This is a genomic window from Aliterella sp. E5.1 (genome assembly GCF_057473825.1).
In genome coordinates this window covers 16,169-40,956 of the sequence record NZ_JBYCCV010000002.1, presented here as the reverse complement: position 1 = coordinate 40,956, position 24,788 = coordinate 16,169, and the positions used below count along the sequence as shown (strand labels likewise).

18 protein-coding genes and 1 pseudogene are annotated in these 24,788 nt (G+C 42.6%); 9 read left to right on the top strand and 10 right to left on the bottom strand.

All coding sequences use genetic code 11. The features are described from left to right. Positions 1-95 precede the first annotated feature (95 nt). From AC2VE5_RS01070 to AC2VE5_RS01055, 4 genes are all read left to right on the top strand, one after another. Positions 96-1,160: an aromatic ring-hydroxylating dioxygenase subunit alpha gene (locus tag AC2VE5_RS01070; RefSeq protein WP_486885937.1), complete on the top strand. Its 1,065-nt coding sequence runs from the start codon at positions 96-98 to the stop codon at positions 1,158-1,160. Between the two features lie 186 nt (positions 1,161-1,346). Further along, on the top strand, positions 1,347-2,627 hold the full coding sequence (locus AC2VE5_RS01065; protein ID WP_486885936.1) for an aminotransferase class I/II-fold pyridoxal phosphate-dependent enzyme: 1,281 nt from the start codon (positions 1,347-1,349) through the stop codon (positions 2,625-2,627). A 55-nt stretch (positions 2,628-2,682) separates the two neighbouring features. Then, entirely contained in the window at positions 2,683-3,816 is a 1,134-nt protein-coding gene (locus tag AC2VE5_RS01060) for a GNAT family N-acetyltransferase (protein WP_486885935.1), read from the top strand. Continuing rightward, a complete protein-coding gene (locus tag AC2VE5_RS01055) occupies positions 3,813-4,766 on the top strand; it encodes an NAD-dependent epimerase/dehydratase family protein (RefSeq protein WP_486885934.1) in 954 nt (317 codons plus the stop codon). The genes AC2VE5_RS01060 and AC2VE5_RS01055 overlap by 4 nt, the downstream gene beginning before the upstream one ends. Here AC2VE5_RS01055 and AC2VE5_RS01050 read toward each other — a convergent pair. Then, a complete protein-coding gene (locus AC2VE5_RS01050; protein ID WP_486885933.1) occupies positions 4,763-5,527 on the bottom strand; it encodes an ABC transporter ATP-binding protein in 765 nt (254 codons plus the stop codon). The two genes, AC2VE5_RS01055 and AC2VE5_RS01050, sit on opposite strands and share 4 nt — an antisense overlap. Before the next feature lie 187 nt (positions 5,528-5,714). Next, positions 5,715-6,950 (bottom strand): FtsX-like permease family protein, encoded by a 1,236-nt coding sequence (locus AC2VE5_RS01045; protein ID WP_486885932.1) that lies wholly within the window; start codon positions 6,948-6,950, stop codon positions 5,715-5,717. A gap of 167 nt (positions 6,951-7,117) precedes the next feature. Here AC2VE5_RS01045 and acs point away from each other — a divergent pair, with 167 nt between their 5' ends. Then, complete coding sequence (gene acs, locus AC2VE5_RS01040) at positions 7,118-9,085, top strand: acetate--CoA ligase (RefSeq protein WP_486885931.1); 1,968 nt, start codon at positions 7,118-7,120, stop codon at positions 9,083-9,085. A gap of 56 nt (positions 9,086-9,141) precedes the next feature. Continuing rightward, positions 9,142-9,828: a tetratricopeptide repeat protein gene (locus AC2VE5_RS01035; protein WP_486885930.1), complete on the top strand. Its 687-nt coding sequence runs from the start codon at positions 9,142-9,144 to the stop codon at positions 9,826-9,828. 29 nt (positions 9,829-9,857) lie between these two features. On the opposite strand, the gene AC2VE5_RS01030 is transcribed toward AC2VE5_RS01035, so the two are convergent. Continuing rightward, positions 9,858-11,498 carry a putative bifunctional diguanylate cyclase/phosphodiesterase gene (locus tag AC2VE5_RS01030; protein ID WP_486885929.1) on the bottom strand — a complete coding sequence of 547 codons (1,641 nt, stop codon included), beginning with the start codon at positions 11,496-11,498 and terminating at the stop codon, positions 9,858-9,860. Positions 11,499-12,316: 818 nt separating this feature from the next. On the opposite strand from AC2VE5_RS01030, the gene AC2VE5_RS01025 reads away from it, so the two are divergent. Both AC2VE5_RS01025 and AC2VE5_RS01020 read left to right on the top strand, forming a co-directional pair. Beyond that, the gene (locus tag AC2VE5_RS01025) at positions 12,317-13,450 is read left to right on the top strand and encodes a HetZ-related protein 2 (protein WP_486885927.1); all 1,134 of its coding nucleotides are present in this window, start codon (positions 12,317-12,319) and stop codon (positions 13,448-13,450) included. Positions 13,451-13,634: 184 nt separating this feature from the next. Next, complete coding sequence (locus AC2VE5_RS01020) at positions 13,635-15,428, top strand: M61 family metallopeptidase (RefSeq protein WP_486885926.1); 1,794 nt, start codon at positions 13,635-13,637, stop codon at positions 15,426-15,428. A gap of 166 nt (positions 15,429-15,594) precedes the next feature. Here AC2VE5_RS01020 and AC2VE5_RS01015 read toward each other — a convergent pair whose 3' ends face one another. From AC2VE5_RS01015 to AC2VE5_RS00985, 7 genes are all read right to left on the bottom strand, one after another. After that, positions 15,595-16,332 carry a 2-phosphosulfolactate phosphatase family protein gene (locus tag AC2VE5_RS01015; protein WP_486885925.1) on the bottom strand — a complete coding sequence of 246 codons (738 nt, stop codon included), beginning with the start codon at positions 16,330-16,332 and terminating at the stop codon, positions 15,595-15,597. Between the two features lie 105 nt (positions 16,333-16,437). After that, positions 16,438-17,439 (bottom strand): c-type cytochrome biogenesis protein CcsB, encoded by a 1,002-nt coding sequence (ccsB, locus tag AC2VE5_RS01010; protein WP_486885924.1) that lies wholly within the window; start codon positions 17,437-17,439, stop codon positions 16,438-16,440. A 124-nt stretch (positions 17,440-17,563) separates the two neighbouring features. Then, positions 17,564-19,204 (bottom strand): DUF3352 domain-containing protein, encoded by a 1,641-nt coding sequence (locus AC2VE5_RS01005; protein WP_486885923.1) that lies wholly within the window; start codon positions 19,202-19,204, stop codon positions 17,564-17,566. Between the two features lie 135 nt (positions 19,205-19,339). Further along, a complete protein-coding gene (pstB, locus tag AC2VE5_RS01000) occupies positions 19,340-20,167 on the bottom strand; it encodes a phosphate ABC transporter ATP-binding protein PstB (protein WP_486885922.1) in 828 nt (275 codons plus the stop codon). An 89-nt stretch (positions 20,168-20,256) separates the two neighbouring features. Continuing rightward, on the bottom strand, positions 20,257-21,183 hold the full coding sequence (gene pstA, locus AC2VE5_RS00995; RefSeq protein WP_486885921.1) for a phosphate ABC transporter permease PstA: 927 nt from the start codon (positions 21,181-21,183) through the stop codon (positions 20,257-20,259). Beyond that, positions 21,180-22,109 (bottom strand): phosphate ABC transporter permease subunit PstC, encoded by a 930-nt coding sequence (gene pstC / locus AC2VE5_RS00990; protein ID WP_486885920.1) that lies wholly within the window; start codon positions 22,107-22,109, stop codon positions 21,180-21,182. Before pstC ends, pstA begins: the two co-directional genes overlap by 4 nt. 90 nt (positions 22,110-22,199) lie before the next feature. Beyond that, positions 22,200-23,273 carry a PstS family phosphate ABC transporter substrate-binding protein gene (locus AC2VE5_RS00985; protein WP_486885919.1) on the bottom strand — a complete coding sequence of 358 codons (1,074 nt, stop codon included), beginning with the start codon at positions 23,271-23,273 and terminating at the stop codon, positions 22,200-22,202. A gap of 481 nt (positions 23,274-23,754) precedes the next feature. Between AC2VE5_RS00985 and bioB the strand changes: the two are divergent. Continuing rightward, a pseudogene (gene bioB, locus AC2VE5_RS00980) lies at positions 23,755-24,747 on the top strand (biotin synthase BioB); the annotation flags it as partial. Positions 24,748-24,788: the final 41 nt, after the last annotated feature.

Here is a 24,788-nt window from a genome sequence, read left to right as displayed (position 1 = left end):
GTGCCAAAAAATATTACTGACTTACCGATCTATTTTTGGCACTAAAAAAACAATAACGCTAAATTTTGTCATAGAAGTTGTCAACAAAAGTACGAATGAAGCAACTAGCCGCAACTCTAAATAGCCAAATAGTCCAAAATACCGTGCGCGAAGTAGGTATAAATCCTAACTATTGGTACGCTGTAGGATGGGCAGACCAACTTAAAAATGGTGAAATTATATCTGTAGTTATTTGGTCAAGGGCGATCGCCATCTACCGCGACGAGTTTGGTCAAATCCATGCCCTAGAAGATGCTTGTCCCCACAAAGGCGTTGCTCTCCATCAAGGTAAAGTAAAAGGTTGCAATCTTGCCTGTGCCTATCATGGTTGGGAATTTAATCAAGAAGGGGATTGCGTTAATATTCCTTACTTGCCCAAAACCCAAAAGCTCCCTCGCGCCCGCGCCCGCAGCTATCCTGTGGCGGAAAAATACAATTTAATTTGGATTTTTCCTGGAGATCCAGATTTAGCTACTAACCAAAAATTACCAGATATTCCCGAACTTACGCAGTCAGAGTGGTTAGTAGTTCCGCTTGCTGCTCGCTTTGCGGCACATTTTTCAATTTGCAATGAAAATACTATGGATGTATTTCACGGATTTCTCCACCAAAAGTTACAAGGTTGGTTCGATCCAGTGCTGGTCAATTTGCATGAGACAGAAACCAGCGTTTGTGCCGATTATCAAGTTTCTTATCGCGGCTGGATTGCTAAATTTTTGGGACTAAGCGAAAAAGCTGACCAAGTAACAACTTTGCCTGTAGCGGTTCAGTATCATTACCCGAACTATTACACAACTTTGCAAGGAGTCTCTAGCCTGTATTTGTTTAGACTGCCTGTAAGTGCAACTGAAAGTAAGTCTTTTGCCTTGTTTTTCTTCAAAGTTCGCCTGCCACAATCAGTTTTAAAACTACTCCAGCCACTATTGCAAAAATTACTAAGGCGTTTTGTATTAATGAAATTTTTGGCTCAAGATATTGAGATGATTGAAAGCGAACAACGAACGTATTTAGCCAATCCCGAACGGCGTTATGTGGAAATCAACCCAGCAATTATTGCTATTCAACGATTAATTGTGCGACAGTACGAACAATTTTTACAAAAATCTAGTCAAGACAGATGAACAGTAAGCTTCTTTAGAGACGTTCTACTGGAACATCTCTACTAGATAAATTTCTTAATAAAGAGTATCATGTGTTCTCTAATAGAGCTTTTGCTAAAAACTAAATAGCAAATATAAAGCCAGCGAGAATGTACTGTTGAGCCATAGGCAATCGGCTATTTGGTAAAAGGTGAGGGGAGTAAATTAGTGCAAATTATCAAAGAGTATGTTCAACGCTGGTATGAAAGCGGACTCGATCCAGACGAGTATATTTGTCATCAAAAGCAGGGAAACTTAGTAGAAATTGAAGAAACAGCAACTGGAAATCGCCAAACTGTTCTTACTTTCTGCACCAATGATGTCTTAGGGCTAGTTCACGAACCAGCTGTGAGGCAAGCGGCAATTGACGCAATCCTTCAGTATGGCACGTCTAATAGCTCCTGCTCAGTTTTGAGCGGTCGAATCGACTTACATAGACAGCTAGAGGCAGAAATTTCTGATTTTAAGCATCTGCCTCACACCCAGCTATTTCTCAATGCTTGGATGGCAATGCAAGCATTGATGGATGCCTTTTGTCACCTGGCAATTCCCGTACCAGGATTTGAGCATACCCAAGAGACTTTGATTTTGACCGATGTGCTAAATCATGGCTGTATAGTTTCGGCGGTTGTTAATGCTGGAACCCGTTCGGGAAAAGTGTTTGGGCATAGTCCCAACGTCCGGGTCAAAGCTTATCGTCACTGCAATTCCGAAGACTTGGCACGCAAACTGCGGCGTTATGTCCGCCCAGGCGATCGCATTATGGTAGTTTCTGATGCCGTATTTTCGATGGATGGCGACATTGCCCCTTTACCTGCCATGTTAGATGTCTTGCAAAACTACCCCGGTAGCGTCCTGCTGATGGATGAAGCCCACTCAAGCGGCTCTATAGGAGCTACAGGACGAGGCATTTACGAGCATTTTGGTATTTTACCCAGCCATGCCATCGAACGGGGCATTATCCCCCTAATTATGACCACCTTCTCTAAGTTTGCCGCCTCGGCAGGAGCCGCAATTAGCACTCATGTGAGCGAATTAATCCCGCTACTAAATGTGTCGCCGACTTCAATCGGGACAATTTCTTTGTCTCCGCCTTTAGCGGGAGCCGCTTTAGAGAGCATTCGTCAAGTGCGAAAAGCACCACAATTAGTGCAACAATTGCAAGCAAATACTCAATACTTGCGCTCGCGCTTAATTGAGCGTGGGTTTACAGCGATTGGCGAAACTAATGTGATTCCTGTAGTGCTGCCGCCAGAAATTAATCCGAAAATGTTTGGCAGACAAATGATCCAAAATCACGGCATTTGGGTGTCCCCAATTTGGTTTATAGCCAAGCCTCGCATCCGCATTACGGTTAATGCTCTCCACACTCAGCAAGAAATGGATCGTTTAGTTGTGGGCATGGTAGCAACTAGAGATCTATTGTATAAACCAACAATTAGTGCTTAATTGGTTAGCTGTTGGCTCATAGCTAACAGCTAACCAATTAAATTAATTTATTTCTGTGTCTAATCCAAATTTTCAGATTCGGGCAGTAACAACCCCCGCCGACAGCAAAATATTTCTAGATGTCCCAACTAGAGTCTATTCAAACGATCGTCACTGGGTTCCACCGATTCGCAGCAGCGTTGCCAAACAATTTGCTCCAGAAAACTCCTTTTTTCAGTATGGCAAGCTGCAACAGTTTATAGCCGTATCTCCAAGCAACGAGCCTTTGGGGAGAATAGTTGCTGCCGTTAATCAACGTTTGATCGAACGAGAAGGGCAAAAAGTCGGATTATTTGGCTATTTTGAGTGCATTCAAGATTTTGCGATCGCCCAAGCTTTGCTAGAATCTGCCTGTAAATGGCTGCAAGAGCAAGGGATGGCAGTTGTTAGAGGACCAATTGATTTATCTACTCATAACAATTGTTTGTTTTTAGTTGATGGGTTTGATTCGCCACCAATGATTTTGATGCCCTACAACCCGCGTTATTATCCAGAATTTATGCAGCTTGACGGCTGGAATAAAGCCAAAGATGCCTACGCTTACGAATTACCCATAGGTGCGGGGCTATCAGAAGAATTTACCAAGGCTCATAGAATTGCTTGCAAATCTGGGGTTAATTTTCGGCTAATTAGAACTAAAGGTGCAGCTTTTGAGGAAGATTGCCGCAACCTTTATAATTTACTAAACGCTGCCTATGCCAACAATTGGAGTTATACGCCGCGCACCGAAGAAGAATTTTTAGACGAGGCCAAGTCTTTACAAAACCTGGTAGATCCAGATGCTTTCCCGATTGCTGAGTATGAAGGTAAGATGGTCGGCTGTTTTGTAGGATTGCCAGATTACAATATGGTACTAAAGCACTTGGGCGGCAAGCTAGACTGGCTAGGAACTTTAAAATTTCTGTGGTATCGGCGGCAAATAAATCGCGGGCGAGTAGCCCTTGTTTGCGCGTTGCCAGAATATCGCCGCAAAATGGTTGCTGCTGCCTTAATTTATTTAGGTATGCAGGGCGTACTCAAAGAAGGAAAACCTTACAAAGATTGCGAACTTTCTTGGGTATACGAAGATAACTACCCATCGCGCAAATTGATCGAAGCTTGTGGAGCCAAAATATATAAAACTTACCGCATTTACGAAAAAGCTTTATGAAGGCGCTAGTTACTGGGGCTAATGGGTTTACAGGTTCTCACTTAGTGAAAGTTTTAGCTAATAATGGCGATCACGTTGTTGGTTTGGTCAGACAATCGAGCAATCTGGATCGTTTGGCTAATTGCCAAGTTGAGCTAGTTTATGGAGACATTACCAGTTCCTTGGCGTTGCAGCAGGCTATGGCGGAAGTAGACGTAGTGTTTCATACCGCCGCCTATGTCGAACTAGGAATAGTTAACGAGCAAGAAATGGAGCGGGTAAATGTAGAGGGAACCCGCGCCGTGCTAGAAACTGCTAAAGCTTGCAAGATTAGCAAAATGGTTTATTGCAGTACTATCGGCATCTTTGGCGACACCCAAGGGCAAACGATCGATGAAACCTTTACACGGACACAGCCGGGCTTTTCTTCGGCTTATGATCGCACGAAATATCTTGCTCAAGAGCTAGTCGATAGTTTTGCTGCCCAAGGCTTACCTGTAGTCAGCGTTTTACCTTCGGGAATTTTTGGCGCAGACGATCCGCATTTTCGCCCGATATTGCAGCAATTTCTAGCAGGGCGACTAAAATTATGGGCGGGAGGAAGTCGGGTTACGGGAATTGTTCATGTAGATGACTTAGCCACTGCGATGATTTTGGCAGCCGAAAAGGGAGTAAATGGAGAAAAATATATTATTTCCGCCGGAGACTTGACAACCCGCGAAATGTTTGCAACTATGGCAAGCTTTACAGGTATTGCTGCACCCCACGAAGCGCCTAAATTTTTGGTTAGGGCGGCAGGAAACGTGTTAGATCCTCTAGGACGGTTGTTTAAATTTCAGCCACCTCTAAGTCGGGAGCGAGTACATTACATTTACGATCGCTGCGTGAGGGTGGATGCGACCAAAGCCCGGACAAAGCTAGGCTGGCAACCCCGTTCGGTTGCAGAAACTTTACAGCAATTGGTTGCCTAAATATCTTGTTTCAAGGCTCCATCTTCCAAATATGTAACGCTATCAGCCACGTCAATAATGCGCGGATCGTGAGTTACCATCAGCACCGTACAACCTTGCTCTTTAGCCAAAGAACGCAATAATTTAATTACCGAGTGTCCGCTTTTTGAATCTAGCGCCGCCGTTGGTTCGTCTGCCATAATTAATTGTGGCGAACCTGCCAAAGCACGAGCGATCGCAACTCGCTGTTTTTGTCCCCCAGATAAATCGCTGGGTTTTTGCTCCGTTTGATTTTCCAAACCTACTTGCTCTAGCAGCAAGCGTGCTTGATATTTTGCTTTTTTGCTACCTATACCCTGAATGTTTAGCGCCACCTCAACATTCTCGCTGGCAGTTAAAGCCGGAAATAAGTTAAAGTTTTGAAAAATAAAGCCAATATTTTGCTGTCTAAACTGTGCTAGTTTTTGGCGGGACATCCTGGTAATATCTTCGCCGAGTAAATGTACTTTTCCGGCTGTCGGTGTCATTAATCCAGCTAAAATAGAAAGCAAAGTAGTTTTGCCCGAACCTGATGGTCCCATCAATAACTGAATATTGCCTTTGGGAATGGCTAAATCTATCCCTTTCAATATTTGAAAGCAGCGTTTTTGCGACCTAAACTCCATTTCTACTTTTTGAGCAACGATCACTTTATTTTGAGGAGCAATTAAATCTATGCCTAGAGCTTCAGTCTGATTGGGAAAATTATTATAAGTAGTAGATTTAGTTTTAGCAGCAGTCATTTATTTACTAGATTTTGGTGAACGACATTGAAGCGCCAAGTAAGAGCGTGCCGCTAGGCAAGATTTTATTAATTATTATTACTTTTATCGATCTTAACAACGAATAGATGTGGACACTTGTCGCTTCTGGCATACTTAATTAAGCAGAAATTTGGATTTGCTGCAATCAACAAAATGCTTTTGGCAATTAGGCTTTAAATACTGAAGCTGGGTCGAGGTGCATGACTTTTTGAATTGCAAAAACTCCCGAGCCAACACACATGACTACAGTGATTCCCAAAACAGCGATCGCGACCGTTGGCGTAATCAAAATCAAAATTCCTTGACTTGCCAGCGTCCAAGCTGCTACAGCCCAGCAAAGAGCCATACTCGGCACATAACCCAAAATTGCCATCCACAAAGCTTGTTCGAGAATTACACCGTAGATAGTAAAGTCGGACGCACCCATGGCTTTTAAAGTTCCAAACTCTTTAAGACGATCGGAAACTGAGGAGTAAAGAATTTGCCCGACAATAATTCCGCCCACAATCACACCCACAACAGCACCCAAACCAAGAATAAAGCCGATACCCGTTCGTTGCTGCCAAAAAGTCTGGGTTTTTTGCATCAATTCGGCATGAGTATAGGCGCGAGTATTGGGTAAAGCATCCACTAATCTTTGCTTGAGAATAGAGAGATCTTCTCCAGTTTTTGCCCGAATTAAGACAAAAGTAATCGTATCTGCGGAAGTCAAGCTTTTGGGAGCAGTAGCATTGGGATCGGGTTTGATGTAGGTATTGGTACACTTAAGTTCCTCAGAATCTGATGGTAATTGACAAGATAAACTGGTAGTCTGCCCAGAATTAGCGTAAGCGTTACCGTTTTCAAGAGATGTAAATAAAAAAGAATTGGAAGTAATTGCACGGTTTCCTTGGGTTAAGCCCACTAATTCAATCGATAAAGTATTAATTTCCGCGCGATCGCCAACTTTTTTGATATTTAATGAATTTAAGTTAGTGCTATCGACAATCGCCGTGTAAGGCTCTTTGAGTTTGGCTACATTTCCTTGAGTAATATTTTGCGGTACAAATAGCTGTCCATTAGGATCGAAGCCAACAATTCTAGCTAAAGAAATTTGATTGTTACTGCGCCATACACCAGTTTTAACTATCAAAGCTTCGGCACTTTCTACGCCTTGAACCTGACGAGCAAGACTTAAATTAGTCAAAGGAATTGATAAAGTTAATTCAAGATGAACTAAATTTTCCGACGATACCCAAATATCCGCCGAGGAATTGTTCATCAATTGCGCGGTAGAACGAGTAAAACCATTGAAAATCCCCGTTTGGATTGTAACCAAGCTAACGGCGAACATAATTCCGGCTTGAGCAACAAGAAAGCGAGGAATATCCTCAAGCAAATGCTTACGAGCAATGGAAACCATACTACCAATTGCGGATGTGCGATCGATTCTATTAACAATCCTAAGTTAAAAGCGCGATCGCCCTAGATATCTCACCAGAATGCACCGATACTTAATGAAACGCATTCATTAATTAGTGCAAATATGCGTTCACAATATTTTGAGCAAAGCCGATAACAGCAAAAGATATGTCTCAGCCAAATATTGAATCAATCTTGCAAGAAAAGCGCTTATTTCCGCCCACGGCTGCCTTTTCTCAAAATGCCCAGATCAAAAGCTTAGAACAGTATCAGCAACTATGCGATCGCGCCAAAAGCGATCCCCAAAAGTTTTGGGCAGAACTTGCCGAAGAATTACACTGGTTTCAAAAGTGGGATACCGTACTAGATTGGCAGCCACCTTTTGCCAAATGGTTTGTAGGCGGCAAAACTAATATTTCCTACAACTGCTTGGATCGTCACCTTACAACTTGGCGCAAAAATAAAGCGGCGTTAATTTGGGAAGGAGAACCCGGCGACTCGCGTACTCTTACCTATGCCCAACTGCATCGAGAAGTTTGTCAGTTTGCCAATGTTTTAAAGCATCTAGGAGTCCAAAAAGGTGATCGCGTGGGGATCTATATGCCCATGATTCCGGAAGCCGCGATCGCCATGTTAGCCTGTGCCAGAATTGGGGCTACCCATAGCGTAGTTTTTGGTGGTTTTAGTGCCGAAGCCTTGTGCGATAGGTTAGTTGACGTTGAGGCTAAGTTAGTTATTACTGCCGATGGTGGCTGGCGCAAAGATGCGATCGTTGCTCTCAAAGAACAAGTAGACAAAGCTTTAGCTAATAATGCCGTACCTACAGTTAAAAGCGTCTTGGTAGTACAACGGACAAAGCAAGCAGTGGAAATGCAACCAGATCGAGATTTTTGGTGGCACGAATTGCAACTAGCTGTATCCGCCGACTGTCCCGCCGAACCAATGGACAGCGAAGATATGCTATTTGTTCTATACACTTCTGGGAGTACGGGTAAGCCTAAAGGGGTGGTGCATACAACAGGCGGTTATAACTTGTACAGCCACATCACCACCAAATGGATTTTTGACCTGCAAGAAACGGACGTTTATTGGTGTACCGCCGATGTCGGCTGGATTACGGGACACAGCTATATAGTTTACGGACCACTTTCTAACGGCGCGACTACGCTGATGTATGAAGGCGCTCCCCGTGCCTCAAATCCTGGCTGTATGTGGGATGTGATTGAAAAGTATGGAGTTACAGTTTTCTATACCGCACCCACCGCCATTAGAGCTTTTATTAAAATGGGCGAACAATTGCCCAATGCCCGCAATTTATCTTCTTTACGCCTGTTGGGAACAGTAGGGGAGCCAATTAACCCTGAAGCTTGGATGTGGTATCAAAAAGTAATTGGTGGCGGTGTATGCCCAATTGTCGATACTTGGTGGCAAACAGAAACCGGGGGAATTATGATTACACCATTGCCTGGGGCGATCGCAACTAAACCTGGTTCTGCTACTCGTCCTTTCCCTGGAATCATGGCGGATGTAGTCGATTTAGAAGGCAGCCCTGTCGGCGATAATGAGGGTGGGTACTTAGTTATCCGCTATCCTTGGCCAGGAATGATGCGGACGGTGTACGGCGACGACGAGCGTTTCCGGCGCACTTATTGGGAGCATATACCCCCCGTGGATGGGCAGTATGTTTACTTTGCCGGAGATGGCGCAAGACGGGATGAAGATGGCTATTTTTGGGTCATGGGGCGCGTAGATGATGTAATAAACGTCTCTGGACACCGATTGGGAACGATGGAAGTTGAATCAGCCCTAGTGTCGCACCCGGCGGTAGCTGAGGCTGCGGTAGTCAGCAAGCCTGACGAAATCAAAGGCGAGGATATAGTTGCCTTTATTACCCTAGAAGGCACTTACAGCCCTAGTGAAGAACTAAGCCAAGAACTCAAACAGCACGTAGTCAAAGAAATTGGCGCGATCGCACGTCCTGGAGTCATCCGCTTTACTGACTCTTTGCCCAAAACTCGTTCGGGTAAGATTATGCGGCGCTTGCTGCGAAATTTGGCATCGGGGCAAGAAATCACGGGCGATACTTCGACTTTAGAAGATCGTGGGGTACTCGATAAACTGCGCGGCGAAGGGTAAACTTTGTTGGGGAAAAGGTGAAATTACTTTTTCCCAGCTAACACCACAATAGTTTTATGTTTAGCCACTGGAAAAGTATTTATATTCCCATTTTTGCTGTTACTTTGCTTGGATTTCAGCCAGCAGTTGCTGCAACTTCTGCTAGTGAATATCGCTCTATCGGGCTATCTTACCGAGCTAACGAACGTTACAGTGAAGCGATTTCTGCTTTGAAAAAATCCGTCGAACTCGAACCGCAAAATGCTTCTGGGCGCGTACTCTTAGGTTGGACGCAACACTTGGCAGGACAAGAAAAAGCTGCCGCCGAGTCTTTGCTAAGAGTAATTTATAACGATCCGCAACATATCCCCGCGCTAAATGCTTTGGGAATTGTGTATCTAGTAAATGGAGACGTGACGGCGGCGGTAGCGACTCATACTTGGGCCGTAATGGTAGAACCCAATAATGAGATTGCTTACTACAACTTAAGCTTGTCTTTACATCAATTGCGGTTGTATAGTTTGGCAGTTTCAGCAGCTACCAAAGCAGCCAAACTCGAACCTAATAATCCCCATCCATTGGTTGCGAAAGCCGTAGCTTATTGGAATTTAGGCGATCTCAAATTAGCAAAACTTACTTATCGCCAAGCCTTAAGTCTAGATCCAAGGTACAGCAACTCTTTTTTTCTAGAGCATCTGCAAAAAGCTGCCTTTAGTCGCCAACAAATTGCGATCGCCAAACAAATTCTTTTAGCTATAAATTAAAAAATCTAAAAGATTTATTTCTAGAGCTTTTAAGCTACCAAAGTCAACTCGTTAATATTACAGCTTACTTCTCTTTCCTGTTTTAACAATTTGGCTAGGGCTTCCGCAGAAACAGGACGACTGATAAAGTAACCTTGAATTTGATCGCAGCTATGTAGCTGTAAATATTCCAATTGTGCTTGAGTTTCTACTCCTTCTGCTATCACACTCAATTGTAAGTTGTGGGCTAGAGAAATAATTGCTTTGACAATCGCCGCATCATCAGAACCAATTGTTAGATCGCGGACAAAAGAACGATCTATTTTGAGTAGATCAATCGGCAGACGTTTCAAATAGTTTAGTGATGAATAACCCGTACCAAAATCATCTAAAGACAAAGTAATACCCATATCATGCAACCTATCCATAGTATTAATTACCTGCTGGATATTTTCGATAATCAAGCTTTCAGTTATTTCTAGTTCTAAATAGTTGGCTTCCAAGTTTGTTTCGTGCAAAACTTGAGCAGCAAGCTCTACTAAATTTTGCTCTTTAAACTGACGCGACGATATATTAACCGCCATTTTTATTCTTGGCAATCCTGCTAGTTGCCAGCTACGACTTTGAGCGCAAGCAGTGCGCAATACCCATTCGCCTATAGATATAATTAAACCAGTTTCTTCGGCAATAGGAATAAATTTGGCAGGAGAAACAAACCCATGAACTGGGCTTTGCCAGCGTAATAAAGCTTCTACACCAATAAGTTTTCCGCTACGCAGACAAACTTGTGGTTGGTAATTTAACAACAGTTCTCCCTTTTCGATGGCATTGTGTAAATCTTTTTCTAGCCTTAATCTCTCTTGCAAACTCTTATTTAATTCCATGCAATAAAACTGATATTTATTTTGTCCTTGTTGTTTAGCTTGACCCATAGAGCTAATCGCATGACCTAGAAGACTATCTACCTCATTGTAGTCGTTAGGATAAGTACTAATTCCAATATTGACACTACTTGGAACTTCAGTATTATTTATTAAAATAGGTTTTGATAGAGTGGAGATTATTTTTTCTACTAAGCTTATTACTTCGCTTACTGAATCAATATTAGTTTGAATAATTGCAAACTTATTACCGTCCAAACGTGCCAATATATCTCTATTACCAAGACAGCTAGTAAGTTTTTGAGCAGTAGCTCTTAGCATTGAATCGCCAGCTTCGTGTCCTAAAGTATCGTTAATACTTTTTAAGTGACCTAAACTTAAAGAAATTACTGCAAACAATTGATCGTTTTTGTTTTGAGCCAAAACTTGCTGGAGGCGATCGTGAAATAACACCCGATTGGGTAATCCAGTTAGCTCATCGTAACTAGCAATATGTTCGATAATTTCATCTAGTTTCTGTAGGGTATAAGAAGTAGCTGTCATTAAGACACCAGCTTCATCAGTAAAATTAGTGGGTAATTGAGGTAATTGACGGCTGTTAAGATACTGACGCAACGCTAAAAACGTTAGAGTGACTGGGGTAAGTAAGTTGTGTAGCGCATAGAGTGTTAGTGCTGTACCTATCAATGTAGCGACTAATGCGATCGCAATTATTTGTATCTTCGTATCTGTAGTAAATGAGGCCGAAATTACAAAATAAATGAGTAGTGTTAGCAATGGCACATGAGTACCTAGAAAAGCAACTAACATAATTTTGCCTTTATAACTGTTAAGATAAGGCAACTTAGATAATACTGAATATAAATGCAACTTATGTTGATATATTCCGAGCGACTTCAGCATATTTACAATAATTACTGTTAGCTATTGTGTTTTTTGTTAACCTGCTTTTATGCTTTTGATATTTTATTTTAGCTTGGCTAACAAACTTAATTATTCCTAAATACTATTAGTTTCAAAGGCAGGAAACAACGGTAAAATTACTTAGTACAAGCTAAGTTTATCTTCATCGAGTGTTTATAAAACATTAACCATAAAATTGCTTCCCCCTCTAAATAATTATCGTTAGTAAAAACTTACACAACCATACGTAATATTACTTAGATACAAACAGGAAAACCTAGGGAAGAAGGTGTTTTTATGTATTCAAGCTATATAATTTTTGTACGCGCTCTAATAAAAACCAACTTTTTGAGGTAAAAACATCTGTTAGCAATTGAGATAAATGAAGGAATCGTTGGATTGCCAGTAATCAAAAAGTGCAAATACTAGAAATTAGATTTGTGTTTTAACTAGCTCTTGATATTACTGACTAAATAGACCTTAAACTTTATAATAAATTCATAAAATAAACTAAAACTTCCTGATAAAGAGCATTTTGCAATCAAAACAGAAACAGGTATTAGTTAGAAGTTGATGACGAGTAGCAATTTGAGCCAGATAAAAGGCAGTATATGGTTACAAAAACACAAAATGGTTGGAGCAAATTAGACCTTAGCTAAAACCTTCAGCAAACACCATTTGTTATGAAAAATACATAAAAGCAGGGTTTATAGGATAGTAATCTCATGGGGAAGTTAGCTCAAGAAATAGAGCAGCAATGGCAATCGCAATTAGGTAAAGAATGCGCCGCACAAAGCATCACGACAAGAAAGAGTATTCTTAGCTGGTTGTTGGGTACAAACTTAGAGCGGTTTGAGAGCTTAGATACCCAGCAGCTAGAAATTGCCAAAAGCGCGATCGCCTATCGCTACCGAATTTTGCAAGAGCGTTATCTAGGCGTAGCACCAGAAAGAGCTTACAGTAATTTAATTAAAAGGCTAGGAAGCGTGGTACTGCTGCGGAGTAAAATTAGTATCGGGGTAGCTTTGAGCCGCGATCGCCACAGAGCCGTAGCTGAGGTGTTGCAAGAAGTGATCCAAGAATTGTTGCAAAGCGATCGCTATATGCAGGAACAAATGACTTGGATCGCTCAGTGTAGCCAAGATCGGCGATTGCAAAACGCTTTGCTGTTTGCGGCGGCGGAAGAATATTGTTTGCGCCCAGTACGCAATCAGCCATTACTCGCTTACAGATTTGTCAATTATTTACGGCGCACCCAAAGGGGAGGGCTAACAAATGTCCCAGTTAAAGATTTAGTGCGGCTAGTATCAGAAGAAGTGCTGACAGAAGAAAGCGAAAACCCCGTCAACTTACTAGATAATCAAGCAATCGCCGAATATCAAAACGCTCAAGCAATAGAAGAACAACAAGCTATACGCAGCCGAGTCAAACAAGAATTTTCTACATACCTAACTGAAAAACTAGGAACAGACGCAGCCCAGTGGTTGCAGTTGTACTTACAAGGAAAATCACCCGAAGAAGCCGCCCAAATTTTAAATTTAGACATCAAAAAAGTCTATAGATTGCGCGAAAAAATTAGCTACCACGCCGTCCAAGTTTTTGCAATCAAAGGTCATTCACCAATGGTTGACGAGTGGCTAGAAACTTCTTTAGAGGAAAACAACTTTGGTTTATTACCCCAGCAATGGGAGAAATTGTGGACGGATTTAAGCCAAAATCAACGCCAGTTAATCGAGCTTAAAAAAGCAGGTCAAGATATGGAGGCGATCGCCAAAGAGCTAAAAATCAAAACCCATCAAGTTATTAGTGAATGGGGAAAAATTTATCTCGCAGCTCAAGCCTTACGCAGTCAAAATTAAAACAGTAGTTATTGCAATTGAAATTATCCTACTTTGCCTCAAAATAAAGCCCCAGGCTAGTAGTGATAGTCGGCAGCAGCTACCAAAATATTTATTTTTTTGCCCCTAAATTTCTTTAACTCATTGTCACAAACTTAGTGACTGAGTATTTAGCATGGAGAAATAGAAAACCTAATACCTCATCATGACAGCAACCTTAACTCAACTTAGCCAGCAGCAAGGTGAAAGCGCGCCCATAATTAATTATCGCGTCGCCATGCCGCATCCAGAATCGCACTTATTTGAAGTAGTGTTATTGGTACACGGGTACTCTTTGCCTGTATTAGACTTGAAACTACCTGTATGGACACCAGGATCGTACTTAGTACGGGAATATGCCAAGCATCTTCAAGACTTTAGTGCTAAAGCGGGCGAAAATACTTTAGTGTGGGGCAAAATCGCTAAAAATCACTGGCAAGTTGAAACTACTAATTTAGACAACCAAACCATTGAAATTCGTTATCGGATTTTTGCCAACGAGCTATCGGTACGCACAAATCACTTAGATGCAACTCACGGTTATTTTAACGGGGCGGCGATATTTTTTAGAATCCCTGGATTAGACGCGCAGCCGATGCAAATTGCGATCGCGCCGCAAACCGATTGGCAAGTTACCACACCCTTACCAGCCGTTGCTGGACAAATTAACACTTATATTGCCGCAGATTTTGACACCTTAGTAGATAGCCCCTTTGAAATCGGCAAGCAGCAGGTGTATCAGTTTGAGGCATTAGGTAAAGCCCACGAACTAGCAATTTGGGGTGGAAAAAGTAACATTGATCCAGAGAAAGTTATCGCCGACACTCAAAAAATCATCGAAGTAGAAGCGAAAATCTTTGGTGGCTTGCCTTACGATCGCTATTTATTTTTGCTGCATCTATCCACCCAAGGCAATGGTGGTTTAGAACACAAATATGGTTGCTCCTTGAATTATCCTCGTTTCGGCTTCCGCGACGTAGATAAATACAATCGCTTTATGCAATTAGTGGCGCACGAGTTTTTTCACTTATGGAATGTCAAACGCATTCGTCCCAAAGCTTTAGAAGTATTTGATTACGATCGGGAAAACTACACGCCTTTGCTATGGTTTAGTGAAGGTACGACAAGCTACTACGACTTAACGATTCCTTTACGAGCAGGAATTTATGACATCAAAACTTTTTTGCAAAACCTAGGTAAAGAAATTACCCGTTATGAGTTAACACCGGGGCGCTGGGTGCAGCCAGTAAGCGAGTCCAGCTTAGATGCTTGGATTAAGCTCTATAGACCCGAAGCCAACAGTAATAACTCACAAATTTCTTACTATTTAAAAGGAGAAATGGTATCGCTATTACTAGACTTGCTGATTCGCGAAAAGCATGACAATCAGAAGTCGCTTGATGACGTGATGTTGAAAATGTGGCAGCAATTCGGGCAAGAGGAAATTGGTTTTACTCCTCAGCAGTTGCAAGAAGTCATTACCTCAGTTGCGGACATAGATTTAACAAACTTTTTTGCTAAATATGTTGATGGCACAGAAGAGTTACCTTTCAATCAATATTTAGAGCCTTTTGGTTTGCAGACAATTGGTGACGATAAATACCTCGCACCGCATCTAGGAATAAAAGTAGCCTCCGAGCATGGGCGCGAGGTAATTAAATTTGTAGAAACGGGTACGCCTGCTCATGCAGCCGGAATCGATCCGGGAGACGAATTATTAGCAATTGACAGCATCAGAGTAACCGCCGCCGGAATTAGCGATCGCCTGCAAGATTATCAAGGGGGCGACACGATTGAAGTTACAGTTTTCCATCAAGAACAACTGCGTCAATACCAAGTTACCTTAGCAGAGCCACGTCCCAACAGTTACCAAGTAAAACCTGTAACTAATCCAACAGAACAACAGCAACAGAATTTTGCTGGATATTTAGGCGAGGACTTGCAGAAATTGAAAGATTAGTTTGCATCACACGCTACTGGGTATATTGCGCAAGGAACTTGCGTACACAAAGATAAGACCCTTTTGCCGGGGGCTTGGGAGAGGCAACTCGTCCCCCAACGGGGGGCTTCCCCCCAAACCCCCCCAAGTCCTGGTTTCTCTTAAGTAATCCCCTAGGCTCAGACATTTATACCAATATTTTTAATACTCCCGGCTCTTGTTGGATAGGCAAGACATCTAAAATATCCACCTGAGCGCAGTATTTTATATCCTCATGACAATTAAGGCGCAACAGCCGTTTACCGTGACTAGCTTGGTGAAATAACTCTACCAAACGATCTTGCCATTGTTCGTAAAGCGCGATCGCAGCAACCACTTCATCATTACCAGATAGTTCTTCAAGAGCTACATTTGCTTGCCGTAAAACACTATGAGCGATCGCCCCAGCGCAAGCAGTATCCTCCAACGAATAAGTACCCTCCCAACCCGATCCAACAATCCAGACTGTTTCTGGCTCTTTGGCTAAAAGGTAATTTACGGCGGCTGCCCGGTTGACAAAAGCGGCAGCTAAGACGGCTGGAGCGCTTTGTATGCGCTGTAAAGCGCGAGTTCCATTAGTCGTACTAATAAATAACCTGCGCCCTTCCACTAACTCTTTAGTGCAGTCTAAAGGAGAATTCCCCAAATCGAAACCTTCCACCTTAGCACCACCCCGCTCCCCGGCTCTGAGTCGCTTATCCTCGTCCCAGGAAGCGCTAACTTGCTTCAACGTCTCCAAATCACTAAACACCTGGATAGCTTCACCACCAGCCGCCAAAACCGTCGCCATTGTCGTTGTAGCTCGAAGTACATCCACCGCGATCGCGCAATCTGGAATAGTATCCGTAGGAGTAAGTTCAGGAGTATGGTAAATAAATAGCTTCACGCGCTGGCTGACCTGCAATTAATATCGAATATATTTTATGGTTAAAACCTAACTATTTAATTATTGGATTAGCGGTTAGCTCCATTTTGAACTAACCGCTAACGCTTAAAAGAACCAGCCGTAGGAATGCAAGCCTTTACCGAGAAGATTGACCCCCAAGTAACAAACCCAGACAACAACAAACCCGGCGGCGGCTAAAATAGCTGGGCTGCGACCTTGCCAACCGCGAGTAATCCGAGAGTGGAGATAAGCAGCAAATACGAGCCAAGTAATCAAAGCCCAAGTTTCTTTAGGGTCCCAACTCCAGTAAGATCCCCATGCTTCATTTGCCCAAACTCCACCAGCAATAATTCCAATTGTGAGTAAGGGAAATCCTAGCCCAATAATGCGGTAGCTAATATTATCCAAAGTTTCCGCAAGGCTAAGGCGTTGGGGCGAGAGAGGTTCAGCTACGGCTTCGGTAGTAGTAGCTAAGTTAAGAACGGCGGTACTACCATTACCGTTGTACTCCGTTAAATTCATCGCTGGTTCTTGGGTTGCCACGTCTGTAGCTCGGTGCAAGCGATAGCCACCCGTACCAACCGAACTACCCCGCAACTCTATATTTGCACCGCGAGTAATAATTAAAAAGGCGATCGCAAGTAACGACCCCACCATTAAGGCTGAATAACTCAACATCATGACGCTGACGTGCATCATCAACCAATTTGATTTGAGGGCGGGGACTAAAGGTTCGGAGTTTTGCATCTGAGAAGGCAAAGTTAAAGTCGCAAAAGCAACAATTGCCATAGCGACAGGCGCAGTTGCCACACCTACCAAACGGCTGCGGCTGTTGTTTTCTGCCAAAAAGTGAATGGTAGTAATTCCCCAAGCTAGAAAAAACAACGATTCGTACAAATTACTTAAGGGAAAGTAGCCTGCTTCTATCCATCTTGCGCCTAATAGAGTTGCCATACATAAGTTGGCGATCGCCATTCCCGCAGTTCCCAAAGCAGGTAAATAGCGCAATTGAGGAAAAGCTGCCCCAACCCAGTAAATTAACATAGTGGCAAATAACACGGCAAAAGCTGCGTTATCTAGCCAGTTCTGGAGGGAAACCAAATTCATATAGTGTTCTCCGCGTCGCTTTAAGCTGAAAATTTACTGCTGCTACCATCGATCCTAACTGCAACAGTGCAGTACCAATTTAAGTTTAGAGAGTTTGGTGTCCAAAGTTGAACTTATCGCATTTTTAGGGTGACGGTAATGGCAGCGAACTAGGACTGGGTAAAGGTTTAGGATTGCCAGCTTTATTAAGCGCTACAAAAATGTCATAGCGAATACTGTGGCGACTTTTTACCGCCGTTGTCACTCCAATCGAACGTACTGCCTCTAAGACAATTGGTTGATTGGGAATAATTTGCGGTAGCGGCAAGTTTTTGAATGTTCTATTGATATTTAAGAAAAACTGCCCGTTATTAGGGCTAAGTTCAGAGGGTACGGCTTTTTGGAATTGCTCGGTACTAGCTAAATTGACCGAAGGTTGAGGAATAATTTTCTCTGCTAAGGGTGCGCCGAGGGTAAAAAAAGCAACATTGCCCTCCAACCAACCGTGAGTTGCAGTGAGCGTACCGTAAGGAGCAATCCAGTTAGTAACGGGTTTGCCTGCAACTTGCGCTTCTTGAATTTTGAATTGATACTGACTGCTAATTACTTTGTCTATTTCCTGAAAGGCTTTTTTAGCTTTGTCTGCATCTTTTGCTTGCACCATAAACGCTAAAGATAAAGCAAAATCATTGGGTGCAGCATTGGCTTTTGTCGTTGCTGGAATTACGGCTAAAGAAAATTCTCCATCCATCCAACTGAGCAAGTCTTCGTCTAGATCTAGCCCGATAGTATTTTTTATACCAGCTCGTAAGTTTTCTGGGGGAACAGGCGTTAGAGGGTTAGTTTTTACCGATCGCAAGTAGTCTAGCCACAATTGTTGTAAGTTTCCCCCCGATACCATCATCAAAGTTTCTGGTGGTAAAAGGCTCTGCATTTTTCCAGCATTATTTTGAACTAAATGGACGCGATCGCTATTTGGTTTCAACCACGATGTACTTTTTAGTCCAATCCCTTCTGGTTCTAAGTTAATAGTTGTAGCTAACCCTTGGTTTTGTTGGAGTTGGGCAAGTTGGGGCGATAGTTTTGTGGGATTGCTACTTACTAGCCGAGCGGCGGCGGGGATATTGACATATACTTGGGCAAAGCGGTCTTTTTGGTCAATTTCCCCAAATTGTTCGCTAAAACCAGGCATTTTGACTAGAGAATTTTGCCCAAGGTAGGTATCAATTGCTCGTTCGGTTGCTTTGGGATGATCGCTAATTACCAAAAAACGGTTGTCTAGTATAGTTGCTGAGTAATTTTGAGTTGCCTTGATTTGGATGCCTTTGTAAGCGCGATCGCTTGTCTTACCTTGAGTAACTGGTTTTGATAGTAACCGCGCCGCAAGGTCGGGTTTAGCAATTGGCAATACAATGACTATCGATTGTTGTTTTGATGATACTTGTGGCGCTACTACAGCTAAAGTAACTTCTTTACCGACCCAAGGCTGGATATCTTGCTGATAATTGTAACCATTGGCGGTTAGGACGCGATCGCGCAGTTCTACTAAGTAATTGTCTAAGATGACTTGGGTTTGAGAGGTTCCAAATTCTCGCAATTGCTGCCATTTGCTCGGTTCTGTAGACGCAGAAACTGTAAGTAAGGCATCTTGAGGAATAACGTTTGCGCCCAGAGGCAATTGGTCTAATTGTTGAGGCTGAATCAATAGCCAGTAAGCAGCTATACCACCACCAACTAGCAAGCTAGTTGCTAATATTGGCAGCAGCAATTTATTGTTCTTAGTCATTGATTAAAAATAGTTGTAAACAATCTAGGCAATACGCTATTGCTAGATGCTAACTAAAAATTTAGATACAAATTAAATTTTTATAGACTTGGAGAAGGAAGGCGATCGCATTCTTTCTCTCCGCAACTTCAAAATTTAACCAAAGCGTCCACTTACATACTGTTGAGTTGATTCTTCTTTAGGATTTTGGAAAATTGTTTCTGTTCTGTCATACTCTACCAAATAGCCCATTCTCCCTCCTTTTTCCGTCGCTTCGGCATTGAAAAAGGCTGTCTTATCTGATACTCGTGAAGCTTGCTGCATATTGTGGGTAACGATGATGATAGTATATCGTTCCTTAAGTTGTTGGATCAGTTCTTCAATGCGGAGGGTAGAGATTGGGTCAAGGGCTGAAGCCGGCTCATCCATTAGAATCACTTCTGGTTCGATTGCTAAGGCACGAGCAATACATAGCCTCTGCTGTTGACCGCCGGAAAGAGCTAAACCGCTATCTCTAAGTTTGTCTTTAACTTCATCCCACACAGCTGCTTGACGGAGCGAACTTTCAACCAGTTCATCCATGTTACCCTGATAGCCGTTGATCCGCGCACCGAAAGCTATATTTTCATAAATTGATTTAGGAAAGGGATTGGGTTTTTGAAACACCATACCAACGCGTCGGCGGACATCCTCAATTTTGCGATCAAATTTTTTATCGTAAAGGTTTTCTCCCCGAAATGTGATTTTACCTTCTACCCTTGCTCCTGGAATTAGATCGTTTAAACGGTTAAAACACCTCAAAATTGTACTTTTTCCACAACCAGAAGGACCGATGAAAGCTGTTACATGATTTGGCTCAATATCTAAAAAAACATCTTTTACTGCTAAAAAAGAACCATAGAAAACTGACACGTTCTCAGCCCGTAAGATCGCTTCAGATGTAGCAGTTGATGAATTAGATTTTTTAAGTGCGTCAAATTTCATAGTTTTATAAAGACTTAAAGTTCAATTATTTGTAATTCCGTGCTAGGGCTATTAGGCTACATTAGTCATTTTAACTATTGACCTAATTACTAGCGATTTTTCTGGAATTTGTTTCGTAAGAAAATTGCTGTCCCATTCATTAGCAACAACACCACCATCAAAACAATGATGCCAGCAGCCGCATTATTATGAAAGTCTGTTTGAGGACGAGAAACCCAATTAAAAATTTGGATTGGCAAGGCGGTGAATGGGCTTTGCAAGCCTTCTAGAGAGAACCTAGGTAGAAAAGCAATATATGTCAAAGCTCCAATTGTGATTAAGGGAGCCGTTTCCCCAATTGCCCGCGACAGCGCCAAAATTGTGCCAGTTAAAATACCAGGTAAAGCCAGAGGAAAAATATGCTCCCGAATAACTTGCCAGCGCGTTGCACCTAGGGCAAAGCCAGCTTGACGCAAACTACTAGGAACTGAACGTAGAGCTTCGCGAGTAGCAATAATAATAATTGGCAAAATTAACAAGCTCAGAGTCAATCCTCCGGTTAAAACACTCCGCCCCTTAGTAATTGGTTCTAGCCACCGCACAAAAACTTGCAAACCTAACAAACCATAAATAATTGAAGGTACAGCCGCTAAGTTAGCAATGTTAACTTCAATGATTCTGGTAAAAAAGTTATCAGTAGCGTACTCTTCCAAAAAGATACCTGCACCAACTCCCAGAGGGAAAGATAACAAACCTGTAACCGCTAATAGCCAGATGCTACCTACTAGCGCTGACAAAATTCCGGCTTGCTCTGGAAAGCGAGAAGGATAGCTGTTAAGAAATGACCAACTTAAAACGGGAATACCGTCAGTAAACACATCGAACAGTAAAATAGCTAGTACAATTAAACCAATAAAGGTAGCAACCCAAGTAAGTATCGCAAAGACCTTATCAAAATTGTAGCGAGTGGGCAGAGAAACATTAAACCGTTTATCTGTTTTGGACGGATTAAGAGGTTGCGGCTCTTGTATGGTCATTCGTATTTCTCCCGGAAACGGCGGACAAACCAAAAGCTAAAAATATTTAAGACCAGAGTTATTAAGAACAAGGTCATACCAACTACAAAAATTGTTTTGTACGCTAGTGAACCTGCTGGAGTATCCCCCAAACTAACCTGGACTATATAAGCTGTCATCGTCTGGACAGGTACGAGTGGGTTGAGGCTCAAAGTTGGGTTTTGTCCTGCGGCAAGAGTCACAATCATTGTCTCGCCGACCGCCCTAGAAACTGCCAATACAAAAGAAGCAACTATCCCGGAAAGTGCTGCGGGTAGAACAACCCCGATGATAGCTTCACGTTTAGTCGAGCCAAGGGCATAAGCCCCTTCTCGTAGGCTACGCGGTACAGCGTATATTGCATCTTCGCTTAGAGATGCTACAAGCGGAATAGTTGATACTCCTAATACAAGCCCCGCACTCAAGGCATTAAACCCCTGTAAACCAGGAATAAAACTTTGGAGAAATGGTGTGACTAAGAGCAAGGCAAAGTAACCAAAAACAACTGATGGAACTCCTGCCAAAATCTCCAGAGCAGGTTTTAGCCAGCTACGGGTTTTGGAGGAAGCATACTCGCTTAGGCAAACTGCGGCTAATAAACCTAGAGGCAAAGCAACTGCGATCGCAATAATGGAAGTCAAAAAAGTAGCACTAAGTAATACTAAAATACCAAATTGAGCATTACTAAATAGTGGTGTCCACTGCCTGTCTGTAAGAAACTGCCAGAGAGAAACGTCCTTAAAAAATTCTAAGGTCTCAAATATCAGTGTTAGAACAATGCCGATGGTCGTTGCTACTGAGATAAACGCAAACGTTGCAAAAAGTGCTTTTACTCCTTGTTCCACCCATTTATTCAAACTACGATTTGGTTGCCATAAGTTAGAATTAGGCACTTGAGGAGATGACAAATTAATACTCCTTAATTAGAAACACATTTGTTAATTAATATACCGGGTCAGAATTTTAATACTGACCTCGGAATAAAATTAGTGCAAGCTTTAAGACTCTTTTCTTAAAAGGTCTTCCAACTTGACACCAGTCTGAGAACCTTCGCCCCCAAATACTGAACCAGGTGTACCCTTCTCTAATCTTGCCTGAACTGCTTCAAGGGTACTATTTGGTAGAGGAACGTAGCCAACTTGTTCTACTAGCTTTGCGTTCTCCGGTGCAATGTAAAAATCCGTAAAAGCTTTAACTTCTGGGCGATCTATTGCACTCTTTTTGACGTAGATAAACTCTGGACGAGATAAAGGCTGATAAGTCCCATCAGCAATGGTTGTTGGGCTTGGCTCGACACAACCTTGACCGTTATCAATACCAACAAGCTTCAGCTTATCCTTGTTTTCTGAATAATAAGCATAACCAAAAAAGCCCAATCCATTTTGATCGGCAGAAACGCCTTGTACCAAAGTATTGTCATCTTCACTAGCTGTAAAATCTCCTCTACTTTCCCCTTCCTTACCTACAACGGCATTCGTGAAGTAGTCGTAAGTACCAGAGTCCGTACCAGCCCCATAAAGTCCCAATCGCGCATCGGGGAAGCCGGGACGAATTTGGTTCCAATTAGTTATTTTACCTTGGGCTGCTGGTTCCCACATCGTTTTGAGTTCTTGAACTGTTAGGCATTCTACAAAGTCATTTTTAGGATTGACTACGACTGAGAGACCATCAAAAGCAATTGGAAGTTCAACGTATTCAACCCCACCTTTCTTGCATAGTTCTACTTCCGACGGTTTAATTGGGCGAGAAGCACCTGTGATATCGGTTTCACCCGCACAGAACTTTTTGAAGCCACCACCAGTACCAGATGAACCTACAGTCACTCGGACATTAGGATTAACTTTTTGGAACTCCTCAGCCATTGCTTCAGAAACAGGAAAAACTGTGCTAGAGCCATCTACGAGAACTTTGCCAGAAACATTACCCCCCCCAGTCGTTGCCGCAGGGCTAGCGCTGTTAGTGTTATCAGGAGAAGTAGTATTATTTGCTTGGTCGCTATTGCAGGCGCTCACTCCTAAAACTAGAGCAACGACAGAAGCACAAGATGCTAAACGAGTATTTCGAGAAAACATGATATTTTTGTTTTTTGACCTATATCTCTTCTGAAGCCTACACCTTGTATATAAAGCAAAGGTTAAGAAATCATTAACAGAAGGTTAATATGTCTTTTTGCAGATGTTAGTTTAACTGAAATAGACTAGCAAAAATATAAAAAAGCACCACTAAATCCAAGGCTAAAAACTAGAGTTAAAAACACAACAATACCGAAATGGGTATGTAAGATTTGTGTGCAAAATTTATCCGTAAAAACTAAGGACAAGTCAATATCATAGGTATTACTAGAGCGATTAAAGACAACTGCGACATAATAATTGCGTTGGTTCCCCTCTACAGTGTTAAAATTCCAAAATCCAATTATAAAACTAACTGGGGATGTTTGTGGTTCAAGCACCGCCTTTAAAAGAGTGTAGCTTCATCCTTTCTGATGACAAGTCTGCCTTACCATTGAAAGAAAGGTTGCTCTATCTGGCTGACCAGATAGTTGGTGGAGGCTATATAGAGCGAGAAACAGCGATCGCCCTTACCCAGATAGAAGGTAAAGAAAACATCTTACTGCTCTGTGCCGCCGCCGATCGCGTCCGTCAAGCCTGCTGCGGTAATACGGTAGATTTGTGCAGTATTATCAACGTAAAATCGGGCAATTGCTCGGAAAATTGCGGTTTTTGCTCCCAATCAGCCCATCATCAAGGCAATGATTCCCCCGTTTATGGATTAAAGTCTAGCGAGGAAATTCTAGCTCAAGCCAAAGCCGCCGAAGCCGCCGGAGCAAAACGTTTTTGCTTAGTAAGTCAAGGGCGCGGACCTAAGTACAGCAGCCCCAAGTCTACAGAGTTCGAGCAAATTTTAGCTACCGTAGAGCAAATTATTGCCGAGACAAATATTAAGCCCTGTTGCGCTTTAGGAGAAGTTACCCCCGAACAAGCTCAAGCTTTAAAAGCTGCGGGGGTAACGCGCTACAATCACAACTTGGAAGCTTCAGAAAGCTTTTTTCCGAATATTGTCACAACTCATAGTTGGCGCGATCGCGTAGCCACGATCAAAAACCTCAAAACCGCAGGCATCCAAGCCTGTACGGGAGGAATTATGGGGCTGGGCGAAAGCTGGGAAGATAGGGTTGATTTGGCTTTAGCATTACGAGAATTAGAAGTTGAATCTGTACCCTTAAACTTACTTAATCCCCGTGCAGGCACGCCACTAAGCCATGTATCTAAACTAGATCCTTACGACGCATTGAAAGCGATCGCTATTTTTCGTCTCATCTTACCTCAGCAAATTTTACGCTATGCTGGCGGTCGCGAGGCGGTAATGGGCGAACTTCAGGCAATGGGCTTAAAAGCCGGGATCAATGCTATGCTTGTCGGTCATTACCTCACAACTATGGGACAGCCCCCAGAACAAGACCAGTCAATGCTTAAAGAGCTTGGGCTTAAAGGTGGTGAAGCACCAATTCCTGGTGAATGGTTCCGCGAGGAAATAAAAAGATGAGATTGTTCTTTATCCCCCTTGTGTCGTCAAAACCGTGACTG

Bases quoted from the DNA above. Each gene is read 5' to 3' on its own strand.
- AC2VE5_RS01070 (WP_486885937.1), top strand. From the start codon at position 96: ATGAAGCAACTAGCCGCAACTCTAAATAGCCAAATAGTCCAAAATACC.
- AC2VE5_RS01055 (WP_486885934.1), top strand. From the start codon at position 3,813: ATGAAGGCGCTAGTTACTGGGGCTAATGGGTTTACAGGTTCTCACTTA.
- AC2VE5_RS01050 (WP_486885933.1), bottom strand. From the start codon at position 5,527: ATGACTGCTGCTAAAACTAAATCTACTACTTATAATAATTTTCCCAAT.
- AC2VE5_RS01045 (WP_486885932.1), bottom strand. From the start codon at position 6,950: ATGGTTTCCATTGCTCGTAAGCATTTGCTTGAGGATATTCCTCGCTTT.
- acs (WP_486885931.1), top strand. From the start codon at position 7,118: ATGTCTCAGCCAAATATTGAATCAATCTTGCAAGAAAAGCGCTTATTT.
- AC2VE5_RS01035 (WP_486885930.1), top strand. From the start codon at position 9,142: ATGTTTAGCCACTGGAAAAGTATTTATATTCCCATTTTTGCTGTTACT.
- AC2VE5_RS01030 (WP_486885929.1), bottom strand. From the start codon at position 11,498: ATGTTAGTTGCTTTTCTAGGTACTCATGTGCCATTGCTAACACTACTC.
- AC2VE5_RS01025 (WP_486885927.1), top strand. From the start codon at position 12,317: ATGGGGAAGTTAGCTCAAGAAATAGAGCAGCAATGGCAATCGCAATTA.
- AC2VE5_RS01020 (WP_486885926.1), top strand. From the start codon at position 13,635: ATGACAGCAACCTTAACTCAACTTAGCCAGCAGCAAGGTGAAAGCGCG.
- ccsB (WP_486885924.1), bottom strand. From the start codon at position 17,439: ATGAATTTGGTTTCCCTCCAGAACTGGCTAGATAACGCAGCTTTTGCC.
- AC2VE5_RS01005 (WP_486885923.1), bottom strand. From the start codon at position 19,204: ATGACTAAGAACAATAAATTGCTGCTGCCAATATTAGCAACTAGCTTG.
- pstB (WP_486885922.1), bottom strand. From the start codon at position 20,167: ATGAAATTTGACGCACTTAAAAAATCTAATTCATCAACTGCTACATCT.
- pstA (WP_486885921.1), bottom strand. From the start codon at position 21,183: ATGACCATACAAGAGCCGCAACCTCTTAATCCGTCCAAAACAGATAAA.
- AC2VE5_RS00985 (WP_486885919.1), bottom strand. From the start codon at position 23,273: ATGTTTTCTCGAAATACTCGTTTAGCATCTTGTGCTTCTGTCGTTGCT.